The following is a 19346-nucleotide window of genomic DNA, read 5'->3' as shown; positions in this document are numbered from 1 at the left end:
GACCCGCGTGCGATGCTCGGGCATGTGGAGACCAGGTCCGTCAGTCCGGTGTTCGTCGGCCGCGCCGACGAGTTGAGCACGCTGCACGACGCCCTCGCCCGCGCGGCCCGGGGAGAGCCGCAGGCCCTGCTGCTCGGCGGTGAGGCGGGCGTCGGCAAGACCCGCCTGGTCGAGGAGTTCGCCGGCGCCGCCGCTAGCGCCGGTGCCGTCGTGGCACTCGGCGGCTGTGTGGAGATCGGCGCCGACGGACTGCCGTTCGCGCCCTTCTCCGCCGCCCTGCGCGCCCTGCGCCGCGAACTGCCCGGCGAACTCGCCGCCGCGGCCGCGGGACAGGAGGAGGAACTCGCCCGGCTGCTGCCCGAACTCGGCGAGCCGGCCCCCGCCCGAGGCACCGGCCGGCACGACGAGGAGGGCATGGCCCGCCTCTTCGAACTCACCGCACGCCTGCTGGAGAGCGTCGCCGCCGACCACACCGTCGTCGTCGCCCTCGAGGACCTGCACTGGGCCGACGCCTCCACCCGGCATCTGCTCGCCTACCTCCTGCGCACCCTGCGCACCGGCCGCCTCGTCGTCCTGGCGACCTACCGCTCGGACGACATCCACCGCCGCCACCCGCTACGGCCGCTGCTCGCCGAACTCGACCGGCTCCGCACGGTCCACCGCCTCGAACTCGCCCGCTTCACCCGGCAGGAGGTGGGCAGGCAGATCGCCGGCATCCTCGCCACCGAACCGGACCCGGTCCAGGTCGACGAGATCTTCGAACGCTCCGACGGCAACGCCTTCTTCGTCGAGGAACTCGCCGTCGCCACCCACGAGGGCTGCTGCCCCGGTCTCAGCGACTCCCTGCGCGACCTGCTGCTCGTGCGGGTCGAGACGTTGCCCGAGCCCGCCCAGCGGATCGTCAGGATCGCCGCCGAGGGCGGGTCCACCGTCGAGCACCGGCTGCTCGCGGCCGTCGCCCGGCTCACCGAGGACGACCTCATCGAGGCGCTGCGCGGCGCCGTGAACGCCAACATCCTCATCGCCGCCCCCACCGGGGACGGCTACCGCTTCCGGCACTCCCTGGTGCGGGAGGCCGTCGGCGACGACCTGCTGCCCGGCGAGCGCACCCGCCTCAACCGCCGCTACGCCGAAGCCCTGGAGGCCGACCCCACTCTCGTCCCGTGCGACGAGCGGGTCACACGGCTGGCCAGCTACTGGTACCACGCCCACGACCCGGCCAAGGCCCTGCCCGCCGTCCTGGACGCCTCCGTCGCGGCCCGCGCCCGCCACGCCTACAGCGAGCAACTGCGGCTGCTGGAACGGGCGATGGAGCTGTGGGACACCGCACCGGAGGAGGTACGGGCCCGGCTGCGTCCCGTCGACTACACCGAGATCTACCCTCCCTGCGGCTGCGATCCGGCGACCACCCCGCTGACCTTCCTCGACCTGATGGCCGAGGCCGCCGTCGCGGGCCGCTTCTGCGGGGAGCGGGACCGCGCACTGAAGATCATCAAGCGGGCGCTGCGCCTCGTGAAGGACGACAACGACCCACTCCGCGCCGCCTGGTTCTGGATCCAGCGCTCCAAACTGGTCCAGGCGAAGGCCCACGGCGACGGCTGGCAGGAACTGGGCACCGCGCAGGACCTCGTCCGCGGGCTGCCGCCGTCCGAGGTGCACGCGGACGTGCTGGCCAACGTGGCCCAGTGGTCCATGGTCCACGTTCCGGGCCCCGACGCGCTCTCCGCCGCCGAACGGGCCGTGGAGTACGCCCGCATGGTCGGCGCCCGCGAGATCGAGATGACCGCGCGGCTCACCCTGGGCGGCCTCATGGTCCAGGCCGGCGACGTCGAGGCGGGCCTCGCCGAGATGTACGAGGTCAACAGGCGCACGGTCGGCGACTGCATCGCCGCCGTCGCCGGCCGCTCCTACGTCAACCTGCCCTCCGAGCTGGAGTCCGTCGGCCGCTCCCGCGAGGCCGTGCCGCTCATGGAACAGGGCATCGCCTTCACCCGGCGCTTCGGCCTGCTGGACAGCGAGGCCTGGGTGTGGGGCAACCTCGCCGAGTCGCTGTTCACCCTGGGGCGTTGGGAGGAGGCCGCCGAGGCCGCCTCCCGGTCCCGGCGGGTCGGCCAGAGCGCCAAGCCACGCGGCTTCCACGCCCGCGTCCGCGCCGAACTCGCCCTCGAACGCGGCGACCTGGCCGAAGCCTCCAGCCAACTTGCCGATGCCCTCGCCAACTTCGGCGCCCACGACAACGCGCCCCAGCACGCCCTGCCGCTCGCCCGCATCGCCATCGCGGTCGCCGCGGGCGAGGGCCGCCTGCTGGACGCCCGCGCCGAACTCCAGCGCGTCCTCGACGACGGCTTCCCGCCCGGCACCCAGCGCTACGGCTGGCCGCTGCTGCTCACCGCCGCCACGGTGGAGACCCGCGCGGCGGGGCTGCCCGTCGCCGCCCCCGGCAGCGCCGAGACCCTGGAGCGGATCCGCGGCGCCGCCAAGTCGCTGACCACCAACGTGCCCGTCTGGCGGGCGTACGAGCGCTGGGTGCGCGCCGAACTGCTGCGCGCCGAGGGCCGCGGCTGCCCGGAGGAGTGGGCCGAGATCGTCGCCGCCTTCGAGACGCTGGAACGCCCCTACGACCTCGCCCGCGTCCGCTGCCGCCTCGCCGAGGTCCTGCTCGGCACCGACGAGGACCAGCGGGACCGGGCCACCGAGCTGCTGCGCCTGGCACACGCCGTCGCCGAGCACCTGCGCGCCCGCCCGCTCGCCGACTCCGTCTCCCTGCTGGCCCGGCGCGCCCGCCTCGCCCTGACCGGCGCCCCGCAGCCCACCTCCGCCGACCCCGTCGAGTCCCTGGGCCTGACCAGCCGGGAACGCGACGTCCTGCGGCTGGTCTCCGCCGGCCGCACCAACCGGCAGATAGCCGAGGAACTGTTCATCTCACCGAAGACGGCCAGCGTCCACGTTTCGAACATCCTCGCCAAAATGGGTGTCTCGGGCCGAGGAGAGGCAGCGGCACTGGCCCACCGTCTGGGCCTGTTCCCGCCGGAGGCCGAAGACCGCCTGGTCGCGGGCTGACGGCAAGGCACCGGCCGGGACGGCAAGGCACCAACCGGGAGTGAGGGCTGGGGGCCTACTTCACCCGCAGTTCCAGGATTCGGTCGTCGTCCTTCTTCGGGGTGCCGCGGCCGTCGGTGTTGCTGGTGATCAGCCAGAGCTTGTCGCCGCCCGCCGAGGCCACCGTGCGCAGACGGCCGTAGGTGCCGGTCAGGAAGGCCTCGGGGGCCGCCGAGAGCTTGGTGCCGCTCAGGGGGACGCGCCACAGGCGCTCGCCCTTCAGGCTCGCCATCCAGATGGAGCCCTGGGCGTAGGCGATGCCGCTGGGGGAGGCCACATCCGTGTGCCACTGCGTGACCGGGTTGTGGAACCTCGGGTCGTTCGACCCGCCCTCCGCGTCCGGCCAGCCGTAGTTGTCGCCCGGCTTGATCGCGTTCAGCTCGTCCCAGGTGTCCTGGCCGAACTCCGAGGCGAAGAGACGCTGTTTGTCGTCCCAGGCCAGGCCCTGCACATTGCGGTGGCCGTAGGAGTACACGGGGGAGTCGGGGAACGGGTTGCCCGGGGCGGGCAGGCCGTCCGGGGTCAGCCGCAGGATCTTGCCGCCCAGGGACTTCCTGTCCTGGGCCAGGCCACGGTCACCGGTCTCGCCCGTGCCCGCGTAGAGCATCCTGTCGGGGCCGAAGGCGATGCGCCCGCCGTTGTGGATGACCCCCTTGGGGATGCCCTTGAAGATCGTGTCGGGCGCGCCCAGTCGCATACCGGGCGGCTTCCGGTCGTCGTACAGCATCCGGGCGATGCGGTTGTCCGAGGCCGAGGTGAAGTAGGCGTAGATCATGTGGTCGGAGGCGTAGTCCGGGGAGAGCGCGATGCCCAGCAGTCCGCCCTCGCCCTCCGGGGACACCCCGGACACCGTGCCCAGCTCGGTCGTCCGGCCCGTCCGCTCGTCGACCCGCGTGATCGTGGCCCGGTCGCGGGAGGAGACGAGGAGGCCACCGCCGGGAAGCGGGGCCAGTCCCCAGGGGCTGTTCAGGCCCTCCGCGACCGTGCGCAGGACCTTCACCGAGCCCTTGGCCGGCGGCGCGGTCTCCGTGGGGGCCTGCCCGGAGGGCGAGGCCACCGCGGTCGTACGGCCGGGCGCCCCGCCGTCCCCACCGGCCGGCGAGGCCCCGGAGGAGCAGCCGGCCGTCAGCAGCAGGGCGGCTGCCAGCACGCCCGTCAAAGCTCGACGTCGCACGATCTTCGTCCCTTCACGCGGCGGGTCCTACCTGTCCTACCCCGCTCACGGCCCCCAGGTTCCCGATCACCCGAATCCCACGCGCGGTTGACGGTCCGGGGCCCGGCTCAGTCCCACGAACCCCGGGCCGGTGGCAGACGGCTCAGCTCCGTCAGCTCGTCGTGGGTCAGCCGCAGCCCGGCCGCGTTCGCGTTCTCCGCGACCCAGCGCTCCTGCTTGGTGCCGGGCACCGGGATCACGTGGCGGCCCTGGGCCAGGGCCCAGGCCAGGGCCACCTGGGCGGGGGTGACGTCCTCGCCGTGGCGGGCGGCCGTTCGCCGCAGGCCGGCCACGACCGGCTGGTTCGCGGCCATCATCTCGGCGGTGAAACGGGGGTGCCGGGCCCGCACGTCGTCCGCCTCGAACCCCTGGCCGGGGGTGAGCGTGCCGGTCAGGAAGCCGTTGCCCAGCGGCATCGCCGCAAGGAAGCCGATCCCCCGCTCCGCGCACCACGGCAGCAGCGACTCCAGCGCCTCCGGCGACCACACCGACAGCTCCGCCTGCACCGCTGCGACCGGGAAGACCTGCTGCACCCGCTGGAGCTGCCGGATCGTTCCGTCGTGCAGGCGAGCACCGGACCGGCGCCGGCCGCGCGCGCCCACCGCGCACAGGCCGAGCGCCCGCACCTTCCCGGCCCGCACGAGCTCCGCCATCGCCCCCCAGGTCTCCTCGATGGGGACCTCGGGGTCGGCGCGGTGCAACTGGTAGAGGTCGATCACGTCCGTCTGGAGCCGTCTGAGCGAGGCGTCGCACGCCCGCCGCACATAGCCGGGTCGGCCGTTGGCCACGATGTGCTGCTCGCCCACCAGCAGACCGACCTTCGTCGAGACGAACGCGTCGGCCCGCCGCTCCTTCAGCACCCGCCCCAGCAGCAGCTCGTTGGTGAACGGGCCGTACATGTCGGCCGTGTCCAGGAGCGTCGAGCCCAGGTCCAGCGCCCGGTGCACGGCCCTGAGCGACTCCGCGCCCCGCTGCCGCGACGTGCTGTACGCCCAGCTCATCGGCATGCACCCCAGTCCGACGGCCCCCACCGCGAGTGCCGTCGCGCCGATCGTCCTGCGCTCCACTTGGCCGCAACCCTCCCTCTCTCGGGGCCCACCAACCTAACCTCTGGCGCCGCATGCCCCTGGCATAGCCTCCTGAGCATGACTGCTGACGTATGGCTGCCCATTCCGCCGGACGAGATCGCGGGGCTCCCGCAGGGGCCCTCCTACCGTTTCTGGGACGGCGCCGAGGAGTTCCCGGCGGACCCCGCGGACTGCGCCTTCTACGTCGTGCCGTACATGAGGCCCGGTGACGTCGCCGTGCGCCCGCTGCCCCGGATGAGTTCCGTACGGGTCGTGCAGACGCTGTCCGCCGGCACCGACCAGGTGGAGCCGGGCCTGCGGCACCTGCCGCCGGGCGTCCGGCTGTGCAACGCGCGCGGGGTGCACGAGGCGAGTACCGGCGAGCTCGCCCTGACGCTCATCCTGGCCTCGCTGCGCGGCGTCCCCGGGTTCGTCCGGGCCCAGGACCGGGGCGAGTGGGGCGGAGGCTTCCACCCCGCCCTCGCCGACAAGAACGTCCTCATCGTCGGGTACGGCTCGATCGGGGCCGCCATCGAGGACCGGCTCGTGCCCTTCGAGGTCGCGCGGGTGGCGCGCGTGGCGCGCTCCGCGCGCACCACGGAGCGCGGTCCGGTGCATCCGCTCACCGATCTTCACGCCCTGCTCCCGCAGGCCGATGTCGTCGTTCTGTCCACCCCCTTGACGGAGTCCACGCGCGCACTGGTGGACGCGGACTTCCTGGCGCGGATGAAGGACGGCGCACTGCTGGTGAACGTCGCGCGCGGCGCCGTCGTCGACACCGGGGCGCTGCTCACCGAGCTGGACAGCGGCCGCCTGACCGCCGCCCTCGACGTCACCGACCCCGAGCCGCTGCCCCCGGACCACCCCCTGTGGCACGCCCCGGGCGTCCTGATCAGCCCGCACGTCGGCGGCCCCACATCGGCCTTCCGGCCGCGTGCAGAGCGCCTTCTGACGGACCAGTTGCGCCGTTTCGTGAACCGGGAGCCGCTCGCCAACGTGGTCCTCACGACGGGCACGGCAGGCGCCTGATCCGCTTCGGGTACGGTGCGCGATCCTACGGGCGCGTTCCGTACCCGCATCCCCGCTGGTCGTCACGGAGCGTAGAGGAGCTATGTCCCTGAGTGACGAGACTGGTGTATCGTCCCGACAGGGGCTGCGCCGCGCACCGTTCGGCGCCGGGGATGGACATTTCAGACTGCGAGGGGGGCGACGGGCGATGCACGGCCTATGGACGAACGATCCGACGCGGCGGGGCCGCCACCGGCGGCCCTGGAGCACGGCCGCGCGCAGACGCGGCCACCACAGCCACCACACCCATCACCACCACGGGCCCGGCGGCCGCCGGAGGCATGCCCACCCGGCGCACCGGAAGCCGGGGGACCCGGCCGCGCGGACCGGGAGGTCACGGTGAGCCCGCCACCGCCCGCCATGACCGCGTTCGACCTGAGCGCCGCGGCCGGCACCGCCGCCGTCTCGTGCGCGCTGTACGCCCGCGGCCGCCACGTCCGCTTTCGAACCGCCTGGCTGCTGTTCGCCCTCTCCTCGGCGATGGCGGCCCTGGGCAACTCGGTCTGGGGGTGGTACGAGGTCGTCCTCGGCACGGCCGTGCCCAGCCCCAGCTACGCCGACCTGTTCTTCCTGTGCTTCGCGCCACCCGCGATCGTCGGGCTGCTCGTGCTCGCCAAGCGGCCCGCGAACAGGGCCGGGTGGACGTGCCTGGCGCTGGACTCGTGGCTGATCGGCGGCTCGCTGCTCACGCTCTCCTGGAGCCTCGCGCTCGCCCAGGCGGCCAAGTTCGACGGCTCCAGCGTCGCGCACACCGCGCTCTCGCTGGCGTACCCGCTGCTGGACATCGCCCTGGTCTCCATGGTGCTCGCGCTGCACTTCCGGCGTTCCTCGCTCAACCGCACCGCCGTGAACACGGCGATCGGCGCGCTCGCGCTGACCGTGCTGTGCGACGCCCTGTTCACCTCGCCGCTGCTGCACAACAGCTACCGCTCGGGGCAACTGCTCGACGCCGGCTGGTTCGCCGGTTCCCTGCTCCTGGCGTACGCCCCGTGGGCGGCGCCCCGCCCCGGAGGGCCGGCCGCCGAGCGGCACGGCACGGATCCGTACGAGGCGGACCCGTGCGAGGGCGAGGGGCACCGGCCGGAGGGTCACCAGGTGGACGGGCACGACCCCGAGGACCACGCGCGCGTGCCGGACGACCACGGGCCCGGGCAGCAGCCCGGGGCCGCCCGGCCCCTGCCCGGCGGACCGCCCGCACCGGGCGCGGACCACGACCGGTATCCGGCCGGCCGGCCCGTCGCCGGGTCCCTCGCGGCCCTCACCCCGTACCTCGCCGCCGCCGTGTGCACGATGGGAGTCCTGTACAACGCGCTCATCGGCCACAGCGTCGACCGCGTGGTGCTGATCACCTCCGGCGCCGTCGTGCTGGTGCTCGTGGTGCGCCAGGGCATCGTGCTGCGCGACAACATCGCACTCGCCCAGGAGCTGGCCCAGCAGGAGAACCACTTCCGCTCCCTGGTGCAGGGCTCCAGCGACGTCATCATGATCGCCGCGCCCAACGGCATCCTGCGGTACGTCTCCCCGGCCGCCGCCGGAGTGTATGGGCGGCCGGCGGAGGGCCTGGTCGGCACCGAACTGGCCGGGCTCATCCACCCGGAGGACCTGGGCTCCGTGGTGCACGAGGTGCGCCGCTTCCTGGTCGCCAGCCCGATCGGGGAGCCCACTACGCGCATCGAGTGCCGCTTCCGGTCCGGCCACGGCGGCTGGCTCAACGTGGAGTCGACCATCAACCGCCACCACGGCGGCCTCATCTTCAACAGCAGGGACGTGACCGAGCGCGTGCGCCTCCAGGCGCAGCTCCAGCACAACGCCGAGCACGACCCCCTCACCGACCTGCCCAACCGGGCGCTGTTCACCAGGCGCGTCCAGCAGGCCCTGTCCGGCCGCCGCTCGACCGACCACGGCACGGCCGTGCTCTTCATCGACCTCGACGGCTTCAAGGCCGTCAACGACACCATCGGGCACCAGGCCGGGGACGAGCTGCTCGTCCAGGCCGCCCGCAGACTCCACGAGGCGGTACGGCGCGGGGACACCGCGTCCAGACTGGGCGGCGACGAGTTCGCGGCCCTGATCGTCGGGGAAGGCACCCGCGACCGCACCGCCCGCGAACGGCACATCCTGGAGCTCGCCGACCGCCTCAGGCTGACGCTGTCGCAGCCGTACGCCATCGACGGCAACGATGTCCGCGTGGCCGCGTCCATCGGCGTGGCCTTCGCCGAACCCGGCCTCGGCGCGGGGGAGTTGCTGCGCAACGCCGACCTCGCCATGTACCGCGCCAAGGCGGCGGGCAAGGGCCGGGTCGAGCTGTACAAGCCGCAGATGCAGCAGGACGTCGTCCGCAAGGCGGAGCTGGCCACCCGCCTCAGAAAGGCCCTGCACGAGGGCGAGTTCACGCTGCTGCACCAGCCGGTGGTCCGCCTGGACGACGGCCGGATCACCTCGGTCGCCGCCCAGGCACGCTGGCGGTCCTCGCAGGGCGTGCTCTTCACCCCCGCCGAGTTCCTGCGGGTGGCCGAGGACAGCGACAGGACGGCCGAACTGGGCCGCTGGATGCTGGAGGAGGCCGTCGCGCAGGCCGCCGAGCGTGCCGCCGCGACCGGCCCGAGCGTGTCCGTGGTGGTCCGGATGGGCGCCCGCCGTCTGGTGGACCGCTCGCTGCCGCCCGCCACCGTCGAGGCCCTGCTCACCCGGCACGGGCTGCCGTCCGGTGCCCTGGTGATCGAGCTGTCCGACACCGACCCGCGGGTGCCGCTGGACGAGCTGGAGCGGCGTCTGGCCGCGCTGCGGCGGCTGGGTGTGCGCATCGCGCTGGACGGCTTCGGCAGCGGCCACGGAGCGGTCACGGCCCTCAGAAGGCTCCCCGTCGACGTGCTGAAGCTCGACCGCAGTCTGGTCGAGGGCGTCGTCGAGTCCGCCCGGCTGCACAAGATCACCAGTGGTCTGCTCCGGATCGCCGGCGACCTCGGGCTCCGCTCGGTGGCCGACGGCGTGGACCTGCCCGAGCAGGCCGTGGCCCTGCGCGCGATGGGGTGCACCCACGGTCAGGGCATGGCGTTCTCCGGCCCGCTGGACGAGTACCGGCTGCGCCGGGCCCTCACCCTGGGCCACTACCAGGTGCCGCACGGACCGGCCGAGCCGGTGTTCGCCGGCGGGAGCACCGGGGCCTACACCGCTGCGGGGGTGCCCGTCGTCTTCGGCGGCGGGACGGCTCTGCGCTCACATAATGAGACTCCCGTCCCACCCACTTGACACCGGGTGCGTGCCGGAGGGAGGGTCATTTCCATGCGCACCCGAATTCTCGTACTTGGACAGCGCGTCGGCTGAGCTGGGAATCACCGGACGACGATCCGGAACCCAGCGACCACACCGACGCGCTTCCCCTCGCTTGCCTTGCGGCACGAGGGGTTTTTTGTTGCACGAGCACCTGGCGTGCGGCACCCGAACTCCGCCCAAACCTCGCAAAAACCCTCAGCATCGAGAAGAGAATGCCGATGACCGAGCAGGCCACCGGGGCCCCTCATCCGCAGCCGCGGCCCCGATCCGGAGGACACCCGTCCGCGCCCGAGCACGTCACGGGTGCGAAGTCCCTCATCCGCTCTCTCGAGGAGGTCGGGGTCGACACCGTATTCGGCATTCCCGGCGGCACGATCCTTCCCGCGTACGACCCGATGATGGACTCCAGCCGGGTGCGCCACGTGCTCGTCCGTCACGAACAGGGTGCGGGCCACGCGGCCACCGGTTACGCGCAGGCGACCGGCAAGGTCGGCGTCTGCATGGCGACCTCGGGCCCCGGTGCCACCAACCTGGTGACACCGATCGCCGACGCGAACATGGACTCGGTGCCGCTGGTCGCGATCACCGGCCAGGTCGTCTCCAAGGCGATCGGCACGGACGCCTTCCAGGAGGCGGACATCGTCGGCATCACGATGCCGATCACCAAGCACAGCTTCCTGGTCACCAGGGCCGAGGACATCCCGAAGACGATCGCGGAGGCGTTCCACATCGCCTCGACCGGCCGCCCCGGTCCGGTCCTCGTCGACATCCCGAAGGACATCCTGCAGACGCAGACCACCTTCTCCTGGCCGCCGGTCATGGACCTGCCCGGCTACCGCCCGGTCACCAAGCCGCACGCCAAGCAGATCCGCGAGGCGGCCAAGCTCATCACCTCCGCGCGGCGGCCCGTGCTCTACGTCGGCGGCGGCGTCATCAAGGCCGGCGCCACCGCCGAGCTGAAGGTCCTCGCGGAACTCACCGGAGCGCCCGTCACCACCACCCTGATGGCGCTCGGCGCATTCCCCGACAGCCACCCGCTGCACGTGGGGATGCCGGGCATGCACGGTGCGGTCACCGCCGTCACCGCGCTGCAGAAGGCCGACCTGATCGTCGCCCTCGGAGCCCGCTTCGACGACCGCGTCACCGGCAAGCTGGACAGCTTCGCCCCCTACGCCAAGATCGTCCACGCCGACATCGACCCGGCCGAGATCGGCAAGAACCGCGCCGCCGACGTGCCGATCGTCGGGGACGCCCGCGAGGTCCTGGCCGACCTGATCCAGGCCGTCCAGAAGGAGCACAGCGAGGGCCACCGCGGCGACTACACCGCCTGGTGGAACGACCTCGGCCGCTGGCGCGAGACCTACCCGCTCGGCTACGAGCAGCCCGGGGACGGGTCGCTCTCCCCGCAACAGGTCATCGAGCGCATCGGGCAACTCGCCCCCGAGGGCACCGTCTTCGCCGCGGGCGTCGGCCAGCACCAGATGTGGGCCGCGCACTTCATCCAGTACGACAAGCCGGCCACCTGGCTGAACTCCGGCGGCGCCGGAACCATGGGCTACGCCGTCCCGGCCGCGATGGGCGCCAAGGCGGGCCGGCCGCAGAAGACCGTCTGGGCGATCGACGGCGACGGCTGCTTCCAGATGACCAACCAGGAACTCACCACCTGCGCGCTGAACAACATCCCGATCAAGGTCGCCGTCATCAACAACGGCGCCCTCGGGATGGTCCGCCAGTGGCAGACCCTGTTCTACAACCAGCGGTACTCCAACACGGTGCTGCACTCCGGCCCGGGCGACGCCAACCCGGAGGCCAGGGGCACCCGCGTCCCCGACTTCGTGAAGCTGTCGGAGGCCATGGGCTGCTACGCCATCCGCTGCGAGTCCCCGGAGGACCTCGACAAGGTCATCGAGGAGGCGAACTCGATCAACGACCGCCCAGTCGTCGTCGACTTCATCGTCCACGAGGACGCGATGGTCTGGCCGATGGTCGCGGCCGGCACCTCCAACGACGAGATCATGGCCGCCCGGGACGTCCGCCCCGACTTCGGCGACAACGACGGCGACTGACAGAGAGCTGAGTGAGAACCATGTCCAAGCACACCCTCTCGGTCCTCGTCGAGAACACGCCCGGCATCCTCGCCAGGATCGCCGCCCTGTTCTCCCGCCGCGGCTTCAACATCGACTCCCTCGCGGTCGGCGTCACCGAGCACCCCGACATCTCCCGCATCACCATCGTGGTCAGCGTCGAGGACTTCCCTCTTGAGCAGGTGACCAAGCAGCTCAACAAGCTGGTCAACGTGCTCAAGATCGTCGAGCTGGAGCCGGCGCAGGCCGTGCAGCGCGAACTCGTCCTGGTGAAGGTGCGCGCCGACAACGAGACGCGCTCCCAGATCGTCGAGATCGTCCAGCTCTTCCGCGCCAAGACGGTCGACGTCTCCCCGGAGGCCGTGACCATCGAGGCCACCGGTTCCAGCGACAAGCTGTCGGCGATGCTCAGGATGCTGGAGCCGTTCGGCATCAAGGAGCTGGTCCAGTCCGGAACGATCGCGATCGGACGCGGCGCCCGCTCGATCACCGACCGGTCGCTGCGCGCCCTGGACCGCTCCGCGTGATCCGGGTCCGGGCGGTCGGGTGACACCGGCCGCCCGGATACCGAGACTCCCAGACCTCCCGTCCCCCCACCGGCATACGGTGGGAAGCACAAACTGCACACCAAGGAGAGAACCCAAAGTGGCCGAGCTGTTCTACGACGCTGACGCCGACCTGTCCATCATCCAGGGCCGCAAGGTCGCGGTCATCGGCTACGGCAGCCAGGGCCACGCCCACGCCCTGTCGCTGCGCGACTCCGGTGTCGACGTCCGGGTCGGTCTGCACGAGGGCTCCTCCTCCAAGGCCAAGGCCGAGGAGCAGGGCCTGCGCGTGGTCACCCCGGCGGAGGCCGCCGCGGAGGCCGACGTCATCATGATCCTGGTGCCGGACCCGATCCAGGCCCAGGTCTACGAGGAGTCCATCGCCCCGAACCTGAAGGACGGCGACGCGCTGTTCTTCGGCCACGGCCTCAACATCCGCTTCGGCTTCATCAAGCCCCCGGCCGGCGTGGACGTCTGCATGGTCGCCCCGAAGGGCCCGGGCCACCTGGTGCGCCGTCAGTACGAGGAGGGCCGCGGCGTTCCCTGCATCGTCGCCGTCGAGCAGGACGCCTCGGGCGACGCCTTCGCGCTGGCCCTCTCGTACGCGAAGGGCATCGGCGGCACCCGCGCGGGCGTCATCAAGACGACCTTCACCGAGGAGACCGAGACCGACCTGTTCGGTGAGCAGGCCGTGCTGTGCGGTGGCACCGCGGCGCTGGTGAAGGCCGGCTTCGAGACCCTGGTCGAGGCGGGCTACCAGCCGGAGATCGCCTACTTCGAGTGCCTCCACGAGCTGAAGCTGATCGTCGACCTCATGTACGAGGGCGGCCTGGAGAAGATGCGCTGGTCGATCTCCGAGACCGCCGAGTGGGGCGACTACGTGACCGGCCCGCGCATCATCACCGACGCCACCAAGGCCGAGATGAAGAAGGTCCTCGCCGAGATCCAGGACGGCTCCTTCGCGCGCACCTGGATGGAGGAGTACCACGGCGGTCTGAAGAAGTACAACGAGTACAAGAAGCAGGACTCCGAGCACCTCCTGGAGACCACCGGCAAGCAGCTGCGCAAGCTGATGAGCTGGGTGGACGAGGAGGCGTGAGCCGCACGCCGAAGGGGCCGGAGCACTGCTGCTCCGGCCCCTTCGGCGAATCCGGCGACGCCACCGCCCCGTGGCCGGTTCGCGGCGTTGTCCTGCCCGTCCAGCCACGGACGGGTGATCCTTCCGCAGTGGCGCAATACGATGCACACGGCGCCATTACACTTCTGAACTACAACGCGTCAGGCCCACAGCGTCGTGCGTCTTCCACGCGGCTAGCCCCCTCCTCCGCCTGCGGCCGTCGGGACACGGCCGTCCGCATGCTCCCCCCTAGCTTTTCAAGGCATGGGAGGTGCCCCCAGATCTGTGAGGACTCACGTGAGCTCGAAACCCGTCGTACTCATTGCTGAAGAGCTGTCGCCCGCCACCGTCGACGCGCTCGGCCCGGACTTCGAGATCCGGCACTGCAACGGCGCCGACCGGGCCGAACTGCTCCCCGCCATCGCCGACGTGGACGCGATCCTGATCCGTTCGGCCACCAAGGTCGACGCCGAGGCCGTCGCCGCGGCGAACAAGCTCAAGGTCGTCGCACGAGCCGGCGTCGGCCTGGACAACGTCGACGTCTCCGCCGCCACCAAGGCCGGCGTGATGGTCGTCAACGCCCCGACCTCCAACATCGTGACCGCCGCCGAGCTGGCCTGCGGCCTCCTCCTGGCCACCGCGCGCAACATCCCGCAGGCCAACGCCGCGCTGAAGAACAGCGAGTGGAAGCGCAGCAAGTACACCGGTGTGGAGCTCGCCGAGAAGACCCTCGGTGTCGTCGGCCTCGGCCGCATCGGCGCCCTGGTCGCCCAGCGCATGTCCGCCTTCGGCATGAAGGTCGTCGCCTACGACCCGTACGTGCAGCCCGCGCGGGCCGCGCAGATGGGCGTCAAGGTGCTGACGCTGGACGAGCTGCTCGAGGTCTCCGACTTCATCACCGTGCACCTGCCCAAGACGCCCGAGACCCTCGGCCTGATCGGTGAGGAGGCGCTGCACAAGGTCAAGCCGAGCGTGCGCATCGTCAACGCCGCGCGCGGCGGGATCGTCGACGAGGAGGCGCTGTACTCGGCCCTCAAGGAAGGCCGCGTGGCGGGCGCCGGTCTGGACGTGTACGCCAAGGAGCCGTGCACGGACTCGCCGCTGTTCGAGTTCGACCAGGTCGTGTGCACCCCGCACCTGGGCGCCTCCACCGACGAGGCCCAGGAGAAGGCCGGCATCGCCGTCGCCAAGTCCGTCCGTCTCGCCCTCGCCGGTGAGCTCGTGCCGGACGCGGTGAACGTCCAGGGCGGCGTGATCGCCCAGGACGTCAAGCCGGGCCTGCCGCTCGCCGAGCGCCTCGGCCGCATCTTCACCGCGCTGGCCGGCGAGGTCGCGGTCCGCCTCGACGTCGAGGTGTACGGCGAGATCACCCAGCACGACGTGAAGGTGCTGGAGCTCTCCGCGCTCAAGGGCGTCTTCGAGGACGTCGTCGACGAGACCGTCTCCTACGTCAACGCGCCGCTGTTCGCCCAGGAACGGGGCGTGGAGGTGCGCCTGACCACCAGCTCGGAATCGACCGACCACCGCAACGTCGTCACCGTGCGCGGCACGCTCTCGGACGGCGAGGAGATCTCCGTCTCCGGCACGCTGGCCGGGCCCAAGCACCTCCAGAAGATCGTCGCCGTCGGTGAGTACGACGTCGACCTCGCGCTCGCCGACCACATGGTCGTCCTGCGCTACGAGGACCGCCCCGGTGTCGTCGGCACCGTCGGCCGCGTCATCGGCGAGGCCGGCATCAACATCGCCGGGATGCAGGTCGCCCGTGCGGCGGCGGGCGGGGAGGCGCTGGCGGTGCTGACGGTCGACGACACCGTGCCCGCCGGGGTGCTGGCGGAGGTCGCGGAGGAGATCGGGGCGACGTCCGCCCGTTCGGTGAACCTGGTCTGAGGTCACCGTCCCCGGGGGCGCTGCCCCCGGACCCCCGTTCGCCCTGAACGGACTTGTACTCAAACGCCGGACGGGCTCCTGGAGCCCGTCCGGCGTTTTTGTGTTTTCAGGCTGTGGCCTCCGCCGGCTCGGACTCCGCGACCGGCGCCGTCGCCTCCCAGACGTGGATGCGGCGCAGTGTCGTCGCCGCTCCGGTCGCCGCGAGGAGCAGGACCGCCGCGCCGGCGAGTGCGGCACCGTGCATTCCGCTGGTGAAGGCCTCCCGGGCGGCGGTGGCCAGGGCGTCTCCCGCGCGCCCCGGCAGCTGACGGGCGACGGCCAGCGCGCCACCCAGGGTCTCGTGCGCCGCGGCCGGGGCGGAGGACGGGACCCCATGGCGGTAGATCGCCGTGCCGATGGAGCCGAGGACCGCCATGCCCAGGGCCCCGCCGAACTCCGCGCCGGTCTCCAGTAGCGAGGAGGCCGCGCCCGCCTTCTCCATCGGGGCCGCGCTCAGCGCCAGGTCGGTCATCTGGGACAGCACCGCCACGATGCCCGAGGCGAGGACCCCGGCCGCGACCAGCACCAGCCAGAGCGAGTCCGGGCCGGTCAGGGCCAGCATGCCGTAGCCCCCGGCGGCGATCGCGAAGCCCGCCGTCACGACGTAGGCCCGGTTGACGCCCCGTTGGACCAGCGCGGCGGCGGCCGGCGCGGCCATCCCGATCGGCACGGACGGCAGCAGCGCCCACAGGGCCGCCTCCATCGCGCTCTTGCCGAGCACCGACTGGAGGTACTGCGTGGTGAAGAACGCCGAGCCCATCATCGCGAAGGACGACACGAGGTTGAGGACCACCGCGGGCGCGAAGCCCCGGCCGCGGAACAGGTCCGGCGAGATCATCGGCGAGGCCGCCGTGCGCTGACGGTGCACGAAGAGGGCGGCGAAGAGCAGGCCGACGGCGACGGAGACGACGTACAGCGGGTGGACGCCCTCGGACGGGATCTTCTTCAGGCCGTAGATCACGGGCAGCACCGCCGCCATGGACAGGGGCACGCTCAGCAGGTCGAAGCGGCCCGGCTCGGGATTCCTCGACTCGGGCAGCAGGAGCGGGCCGAGCACCAGCAGCAGCACCATCGCGGGCAGGTTGACCAGGAACACCGAGCCCCACCAGAAGAACTGGACGAGTACACCGCTCAGCACGGAGCCGAGCGCGATCCCCGCGGTCATCACGCCCGACCAGACGCCGATCGCCTTCGCGCGCTGGGCGGGGTCGGTGAACATCGTGCGGACCAGCGCCATCGTGGACGGCATCAGGGTCGCCCCGCCGATGCCGAGGACGGCGCGGGCGGCGATCAGGGTCTCCGCGCTGTCCGCGTACGCCGCCACCAGTGAGGCCGCTCCGAACGCGGCGGCGCCGATCAGCAGCAGCCTGCGGCGGCCGATGCGGTCGCCGAGCGAGCCCATCGTCATCAGCAGGCCGGCCAGGACGAAGGCGTAGATGTCGAAGATCCACAGCTGCTGGGTGCCGCTGGGCTCCAGGTCGGCGCTGATCGCCGGGATGGCGAAGTACAGGACCGAGACGTCCATCGAGACCAGCAGCAGCGGCAGCATCAGCACGCCGAGAGCGGTCCATTCCCGTCGCCCGGCGCGTGGCTGTTCCGCGGCCGGCGGGGTCGTGGTGGTGCTCGTCGAGTTCGTCATACGCAGCAATGTACGGGCGTATAAAACGCTTGTCTAGAACGCTCGTATAATTCAGTCGTCTAGGACGGTTGTATGGATCGCGCGTAGGGTGGCCGGCATGGGACACCGTGAGGACCTGCTCGAAGGCGCCAAGCGCTGCCTGCTGCAGAAGGGGTTCGTGCGCACGACCGCGCGCGACATCGTGAAGGAGTCGGGGACCAACCTCGCGTCGATCGGCTACCACTACGGCTCGAAGGACGCGCTGCTGGTACAGGCGTACGTCTCCCTGATCGAGGGCGTGGGGGAGTCCGGGGACCGCGGCTGGGGTGCGGGCGACGTGGACACGGCACCCCTGGGATCGCTGGAACGCTTCCAGGAGGTGTGGGCGAACGTCATCCGCTCGCTCCCCGAGTCACGCGCGATCTGGCTGCTGAGCTTCGAGCTCGTCCTCCAGGGCGACCGGGTCCCCGAGGTGCGCCGCATGCTGGGCGAGGCCCAGCGGGACGGGCGTTCGGGCCTGGCCGCACTGTTCACCGGTATCCCGGAGGACGAACTCGACGACGAGACCGTCGAGACCGAGGGCCGCTTCTACGTGACCCTGCTCAACGGTCTGATGACGCAGTGGCTCTTCGACCCGGACTCGGCGACCGAGGCCGACCAGCTCACCGAGGGCCTGCGCCGGATGATCGCGGGGATCCGGCCCGACTCCTAGAGCCGTGCCGCCTTCAGTGCCATGTGGAGCAGCAGCCGGTCCTCGCCGTCGTCCAGGTCGAGGCCCGTGAGCTGCTCCACCCGGGACAGCCGGTAGTACAGGGTCTGGCGGTGGATGCCCAGCTCGGCGGCGGTGCGTCCGGCCTGGCCCGCGCAGTCGAGGTAGACCTCCGCGGTGCGGGCCAGCTCCCGGTGGGCGGGGGCGAGCAGCGCGTGCAGGGCGGGGTCGTGCGCGGCCTCCGGCGGCAGCGAGGTGAGCAGCCGGTACGGTCCCAGGGCCGCCCACTGCGCGACCGGGCCCAGCCGCGGCTCCGCCAGCGCGGCCCGCGCCGCCGCCGAGGCCTCCGCCCACGCGGTCCCGAGGTCGGCGAGCCCCGTACGCGCCGCGGCGATCCCGGCGGCCACGGCGGCGCGCGAACGGCCCGGGCCGCCGTCCCGTCCGGCCGCCGCGTCCTGGGCGGCCCCGCCGCTCCCGGCCCCAGCGCCTCCGGCCCCGGTGCCACCGCGTGCGTTCCCCGCCGCCGTACGTCCGGCACCGCCCGACGACCCCGGCGCCGCCGCCCGTCCGGTGGCGCCTCCGGCCCCAGCGCCTCCGGCCCCGGCGCCCCCGCGCGCGCTCCCCGCGACCGTGCGTCCGGTGGCGCCACCGCCCCAGGCGCCGCCGGGTGCGCTCCCCGTCGCCGTGCGTCCGGCACCGCCCGACGGGCCCGGCGCCGCCGCCCGTTCCAGCAGGCGGGTGGCCGCTGACACCGCCGGTGTCAGGGTGTCCGTGGAGCGCAGGCCGACCAGCAGTACCAGGCTCTGCCCGCTCGTCCCCCAGGGAATCGCGCACAGGGCCCTGGCGCCGGGCAGGGTGCGTACCGAGGGGGCGTCGTCCGGGTCCGTCGAGGGCCAGGGGGCCACGCACACCACCGTGTGCGGTCCGTCCGCGCGGACGCCCAGGGCCGTCCGCAGCTCCGCCACCGCCATGTCCCGCGGCCAGCCCGGTTCGGCGGTCAGCACCGCCCGCAGTTCCCGGGTGAGGTCCGCGCCGTGCTGTGCCTCGTCCGCCAGCAGCGCGCCGATCCGCCCGGTCACCAGCATGGCCGCGGCGAGCTGCTGCTCGGTGGGCCCGGGATCGTAGTCCAGGAGCCAGACATAGCCGAGGACGACACCCCGATGGCGGACCGGGAGGCAGATCCGCCCCCGGTACACGCCCGCCTCCGGGGTCGGCGGGATCCGCACCGGACCGGCCGCCCGGGTGATGCCGAAGCCCTCGAACCAGTGGCGGACGGCCGACGTGGAGCGGCGGGTGAGGATCGAGCGGGTGCGCACCGGGTCAAGGGCGGACGGATCCAGGTCGCCCTCGCTGTCGTAGGCGCCGAAGGCGATCAGCTCGAAGTTCCGGTTCTCCAGGGTGGCCGGCGCGCCGAGCAGCTCCGAGATCTCGTCCACCAGCTCCTGGTAGTCAGCCCTGTCACTGGATGTCACTCGGGCATTCTCCCGCATTTCCGCCGGGCCTTCATACATCTGTCTGAGATCACGGGCGCGGATGCGTGACAGCTGTCGATGGCCGACGATCTGAGGAAACCTTTACTTTCACGGTGGTTCTCCGTGCCGCCCCCGAACCGTGGGGTCGCGGCCTT

12 protein-coding genes are annotated in these 19346 nt (G+C 72.2%); 8 read left to right on the top strand and 4 right to left on the bottom strand.

Going from position 1 to position 19346, the window contains the following annotated elements; translation table 11 throughout:
• The first annotated feature begins 12 nt into the window (after positions 1 to 12).
• Positions 13 to 3060, top strand: a complete 3048-nt coding sequence (locus tag ACIP4X_RS24045) for an AAA family ATPase (protein ID WP_401350562.1) — start codon at positions 13 to 15, stop codon at positions 3058 to 3060.
• A 55-nt stretch (positions 3061 to 3115) separates the two neighbouring features.
• Here ACIP4X_RS24045 and ACIP4X_RS24040 read toward each other — a convergent pair whose 3' ends face one another.
• Positions 3116 to 4273, bottom strand: coding sequence for a PQQ-dependent sugar dehydrogenase (locus ACIP4X_RS24040; RefSeq protein ID WP_391458238.1), 1158 nt, complete (start codon positions 4271 to 4273; stop codon positions 3116 to 3118).
• Between the two features lie 107 nt (positions 4274 to 4380).
• On the bottom strand, positions 4381 to 5379 hold the full coding sequence (locus ACIP4X_RS24035) for an aldo/keto reductase (RefSeq protein ID WP_358735702.1): 999 nt from the start codon (positions 5377 to 5379) through the stop codon (positions 4381 to 4383).
• Positions 5380 to 5457: 78 nt separating this feature from the next.
• Here ACIP4X_RS24035 and ACIP4X_RS24030 point away from each other — a divergent pair, with 78 nt between their 5' ends.
• The 6 genes from ACIP4X_RS24030 to serA all read left to right on the top strand — a co-directional run bounded on the left by ACIP4X_RS24030 (position 5458) and on the right by serA (position 15353).
• Positions 5458 to 6408: an NAD(P)-dependent oxidoreductase gene (locus tag ACIP4X_RS24030; protein WP_391458241.1), complete on the top strand. Its 951-nt coding sequence runs from the start codon at positions 5458 to 5460 to the stop codon at positions 6406 to 6408.
• 198 nt (positions 6409 to 6606) lie between these two features.
• Positions 6607 to 9696, top strand: a complete 3090-nt coding sequence (locus ACIP4X_RS24025; RefSeq protein ID WP_401350492.1) for a putative bifunctional diguanylate cyclase/phosphodiesterase — start codon at positions 6607 to 6609, stop codon at positions 9694 to 9696.
• Between the two features lie 242 nt (positions 9697 to 9938).
• Positions 9939 to 11786, top strand: a complete 1848-nt coding sequence (locus ACIP4X_RS24020) for an acetolactate synthase large subunit (RefSeq protein WP_401350489.1) — start codon at positions 9939 to 9941, stop codon at positions 11784 to 11786.
• Between the two features lie 20 nt (positions 11787 to 11806).
• Entirely contained in the window at positions 11807 to 12331 is a 525-nt protein-coding gene (gene ilvN, locus ACIP4X_RS24015; protein ID WP_358735696.1) for an acetolactate synthase small subunit, read from the top strand.
• 118 nt (positions 12332 to 12449) lie between these two features.
• The gene (gene ilvC, locus ACIP4X_RS24010; RefSeq protein WP_358735695.1) at positions 12450 to 13448 is read left to right on the top strand and encodes a ketol-acid reductoisomerase; all 999 of its coding nucleotides are present in this window, start codon (positions 12450 to 12452) and stop codon (positions 13446 to 13448) included.
• Positions 13449 to 13763: 315 nt separating this feature from the next.
• The gene (serA, locus tag ACIP4X_RS24005; RefSeq protein WP_358735693.1) at positions 13764 to 15353 is read left to right on the top strand and encodes a phosphoglycerate dehydrogenase; all 1590 of its coding nucleotides are present in this window, start codon (positions 13764 to 13766) and stop codon (positions 15351 to 15353) included.
• A 106-nt stretch (positions 15354 to 15459) separates the two neighbouring features.
• On the opposite strand, the gene ACIP4X_RS24000 is transcribed toward serA, so the two are convergent.
• Positions 15460 to 17031, bottom strand: a complete 1572-nt coding sequence (locus tag ACIP4X_RS24000; RefSeq protein ID WP_401350485.1) for an MFS transporter — start codon at positions 17029 to 17031, stop codon at positions 15460 to 15462.
• Positions 17032 to 17128: 97 nt separating this feature from the next.
• On the opposite strand from ACIP4X_RS24000, the gene ACIP4X_RS23995 reads away from it, so the two are divergent.
• Positions 17129 to 17722: a TetR/AcrR family transcriptional regulator gene (locus tag ACIP4X_RS23995; RefSeq protein WP_358735689.1), complete on the top strand. Its 594-nt coding sequence runs from the start codon at positions 17129 to 17131 to the stop codon at positions 17720 to 17722.
• On the opposite strand, the gene ACIP4X_RS23990 is transcribed toward ACIP4X_RS23995, so the two are convergent.
• Positions 17719 to 19209 (bottom strand): PucR family transcriptional regulator, encoded by a 1491-nt coding sequence (locus ACIP4X_RS23990; protein WP_401350482.1) that lies wholly within the window; start codon positions 19207 to 19209, stop codon positions 17719 to 17721. The genes ACIP4X_RS23995 and ACIP4X_RS23990 overlap by 4 nt on opposite strands.
• Between the last annotated feature and the right edge of the window lie 137 nt (positions 19210 to 19346).

Origin of the sequence: Streptomyces sp. NPDC088817 (genome assembly GCF_044750345.1) — a bacterium.
GTDB lineage: Bacteria > Actinomycetota > Actinomycetes > Streptomycetales > Streptomycetaceae > Streptomyces.
The sequence above is the reverse complement of the archived record's forward strand: the minus strand, read 5'-3'. Positions and strand labels throughout refer to the sequence as shown.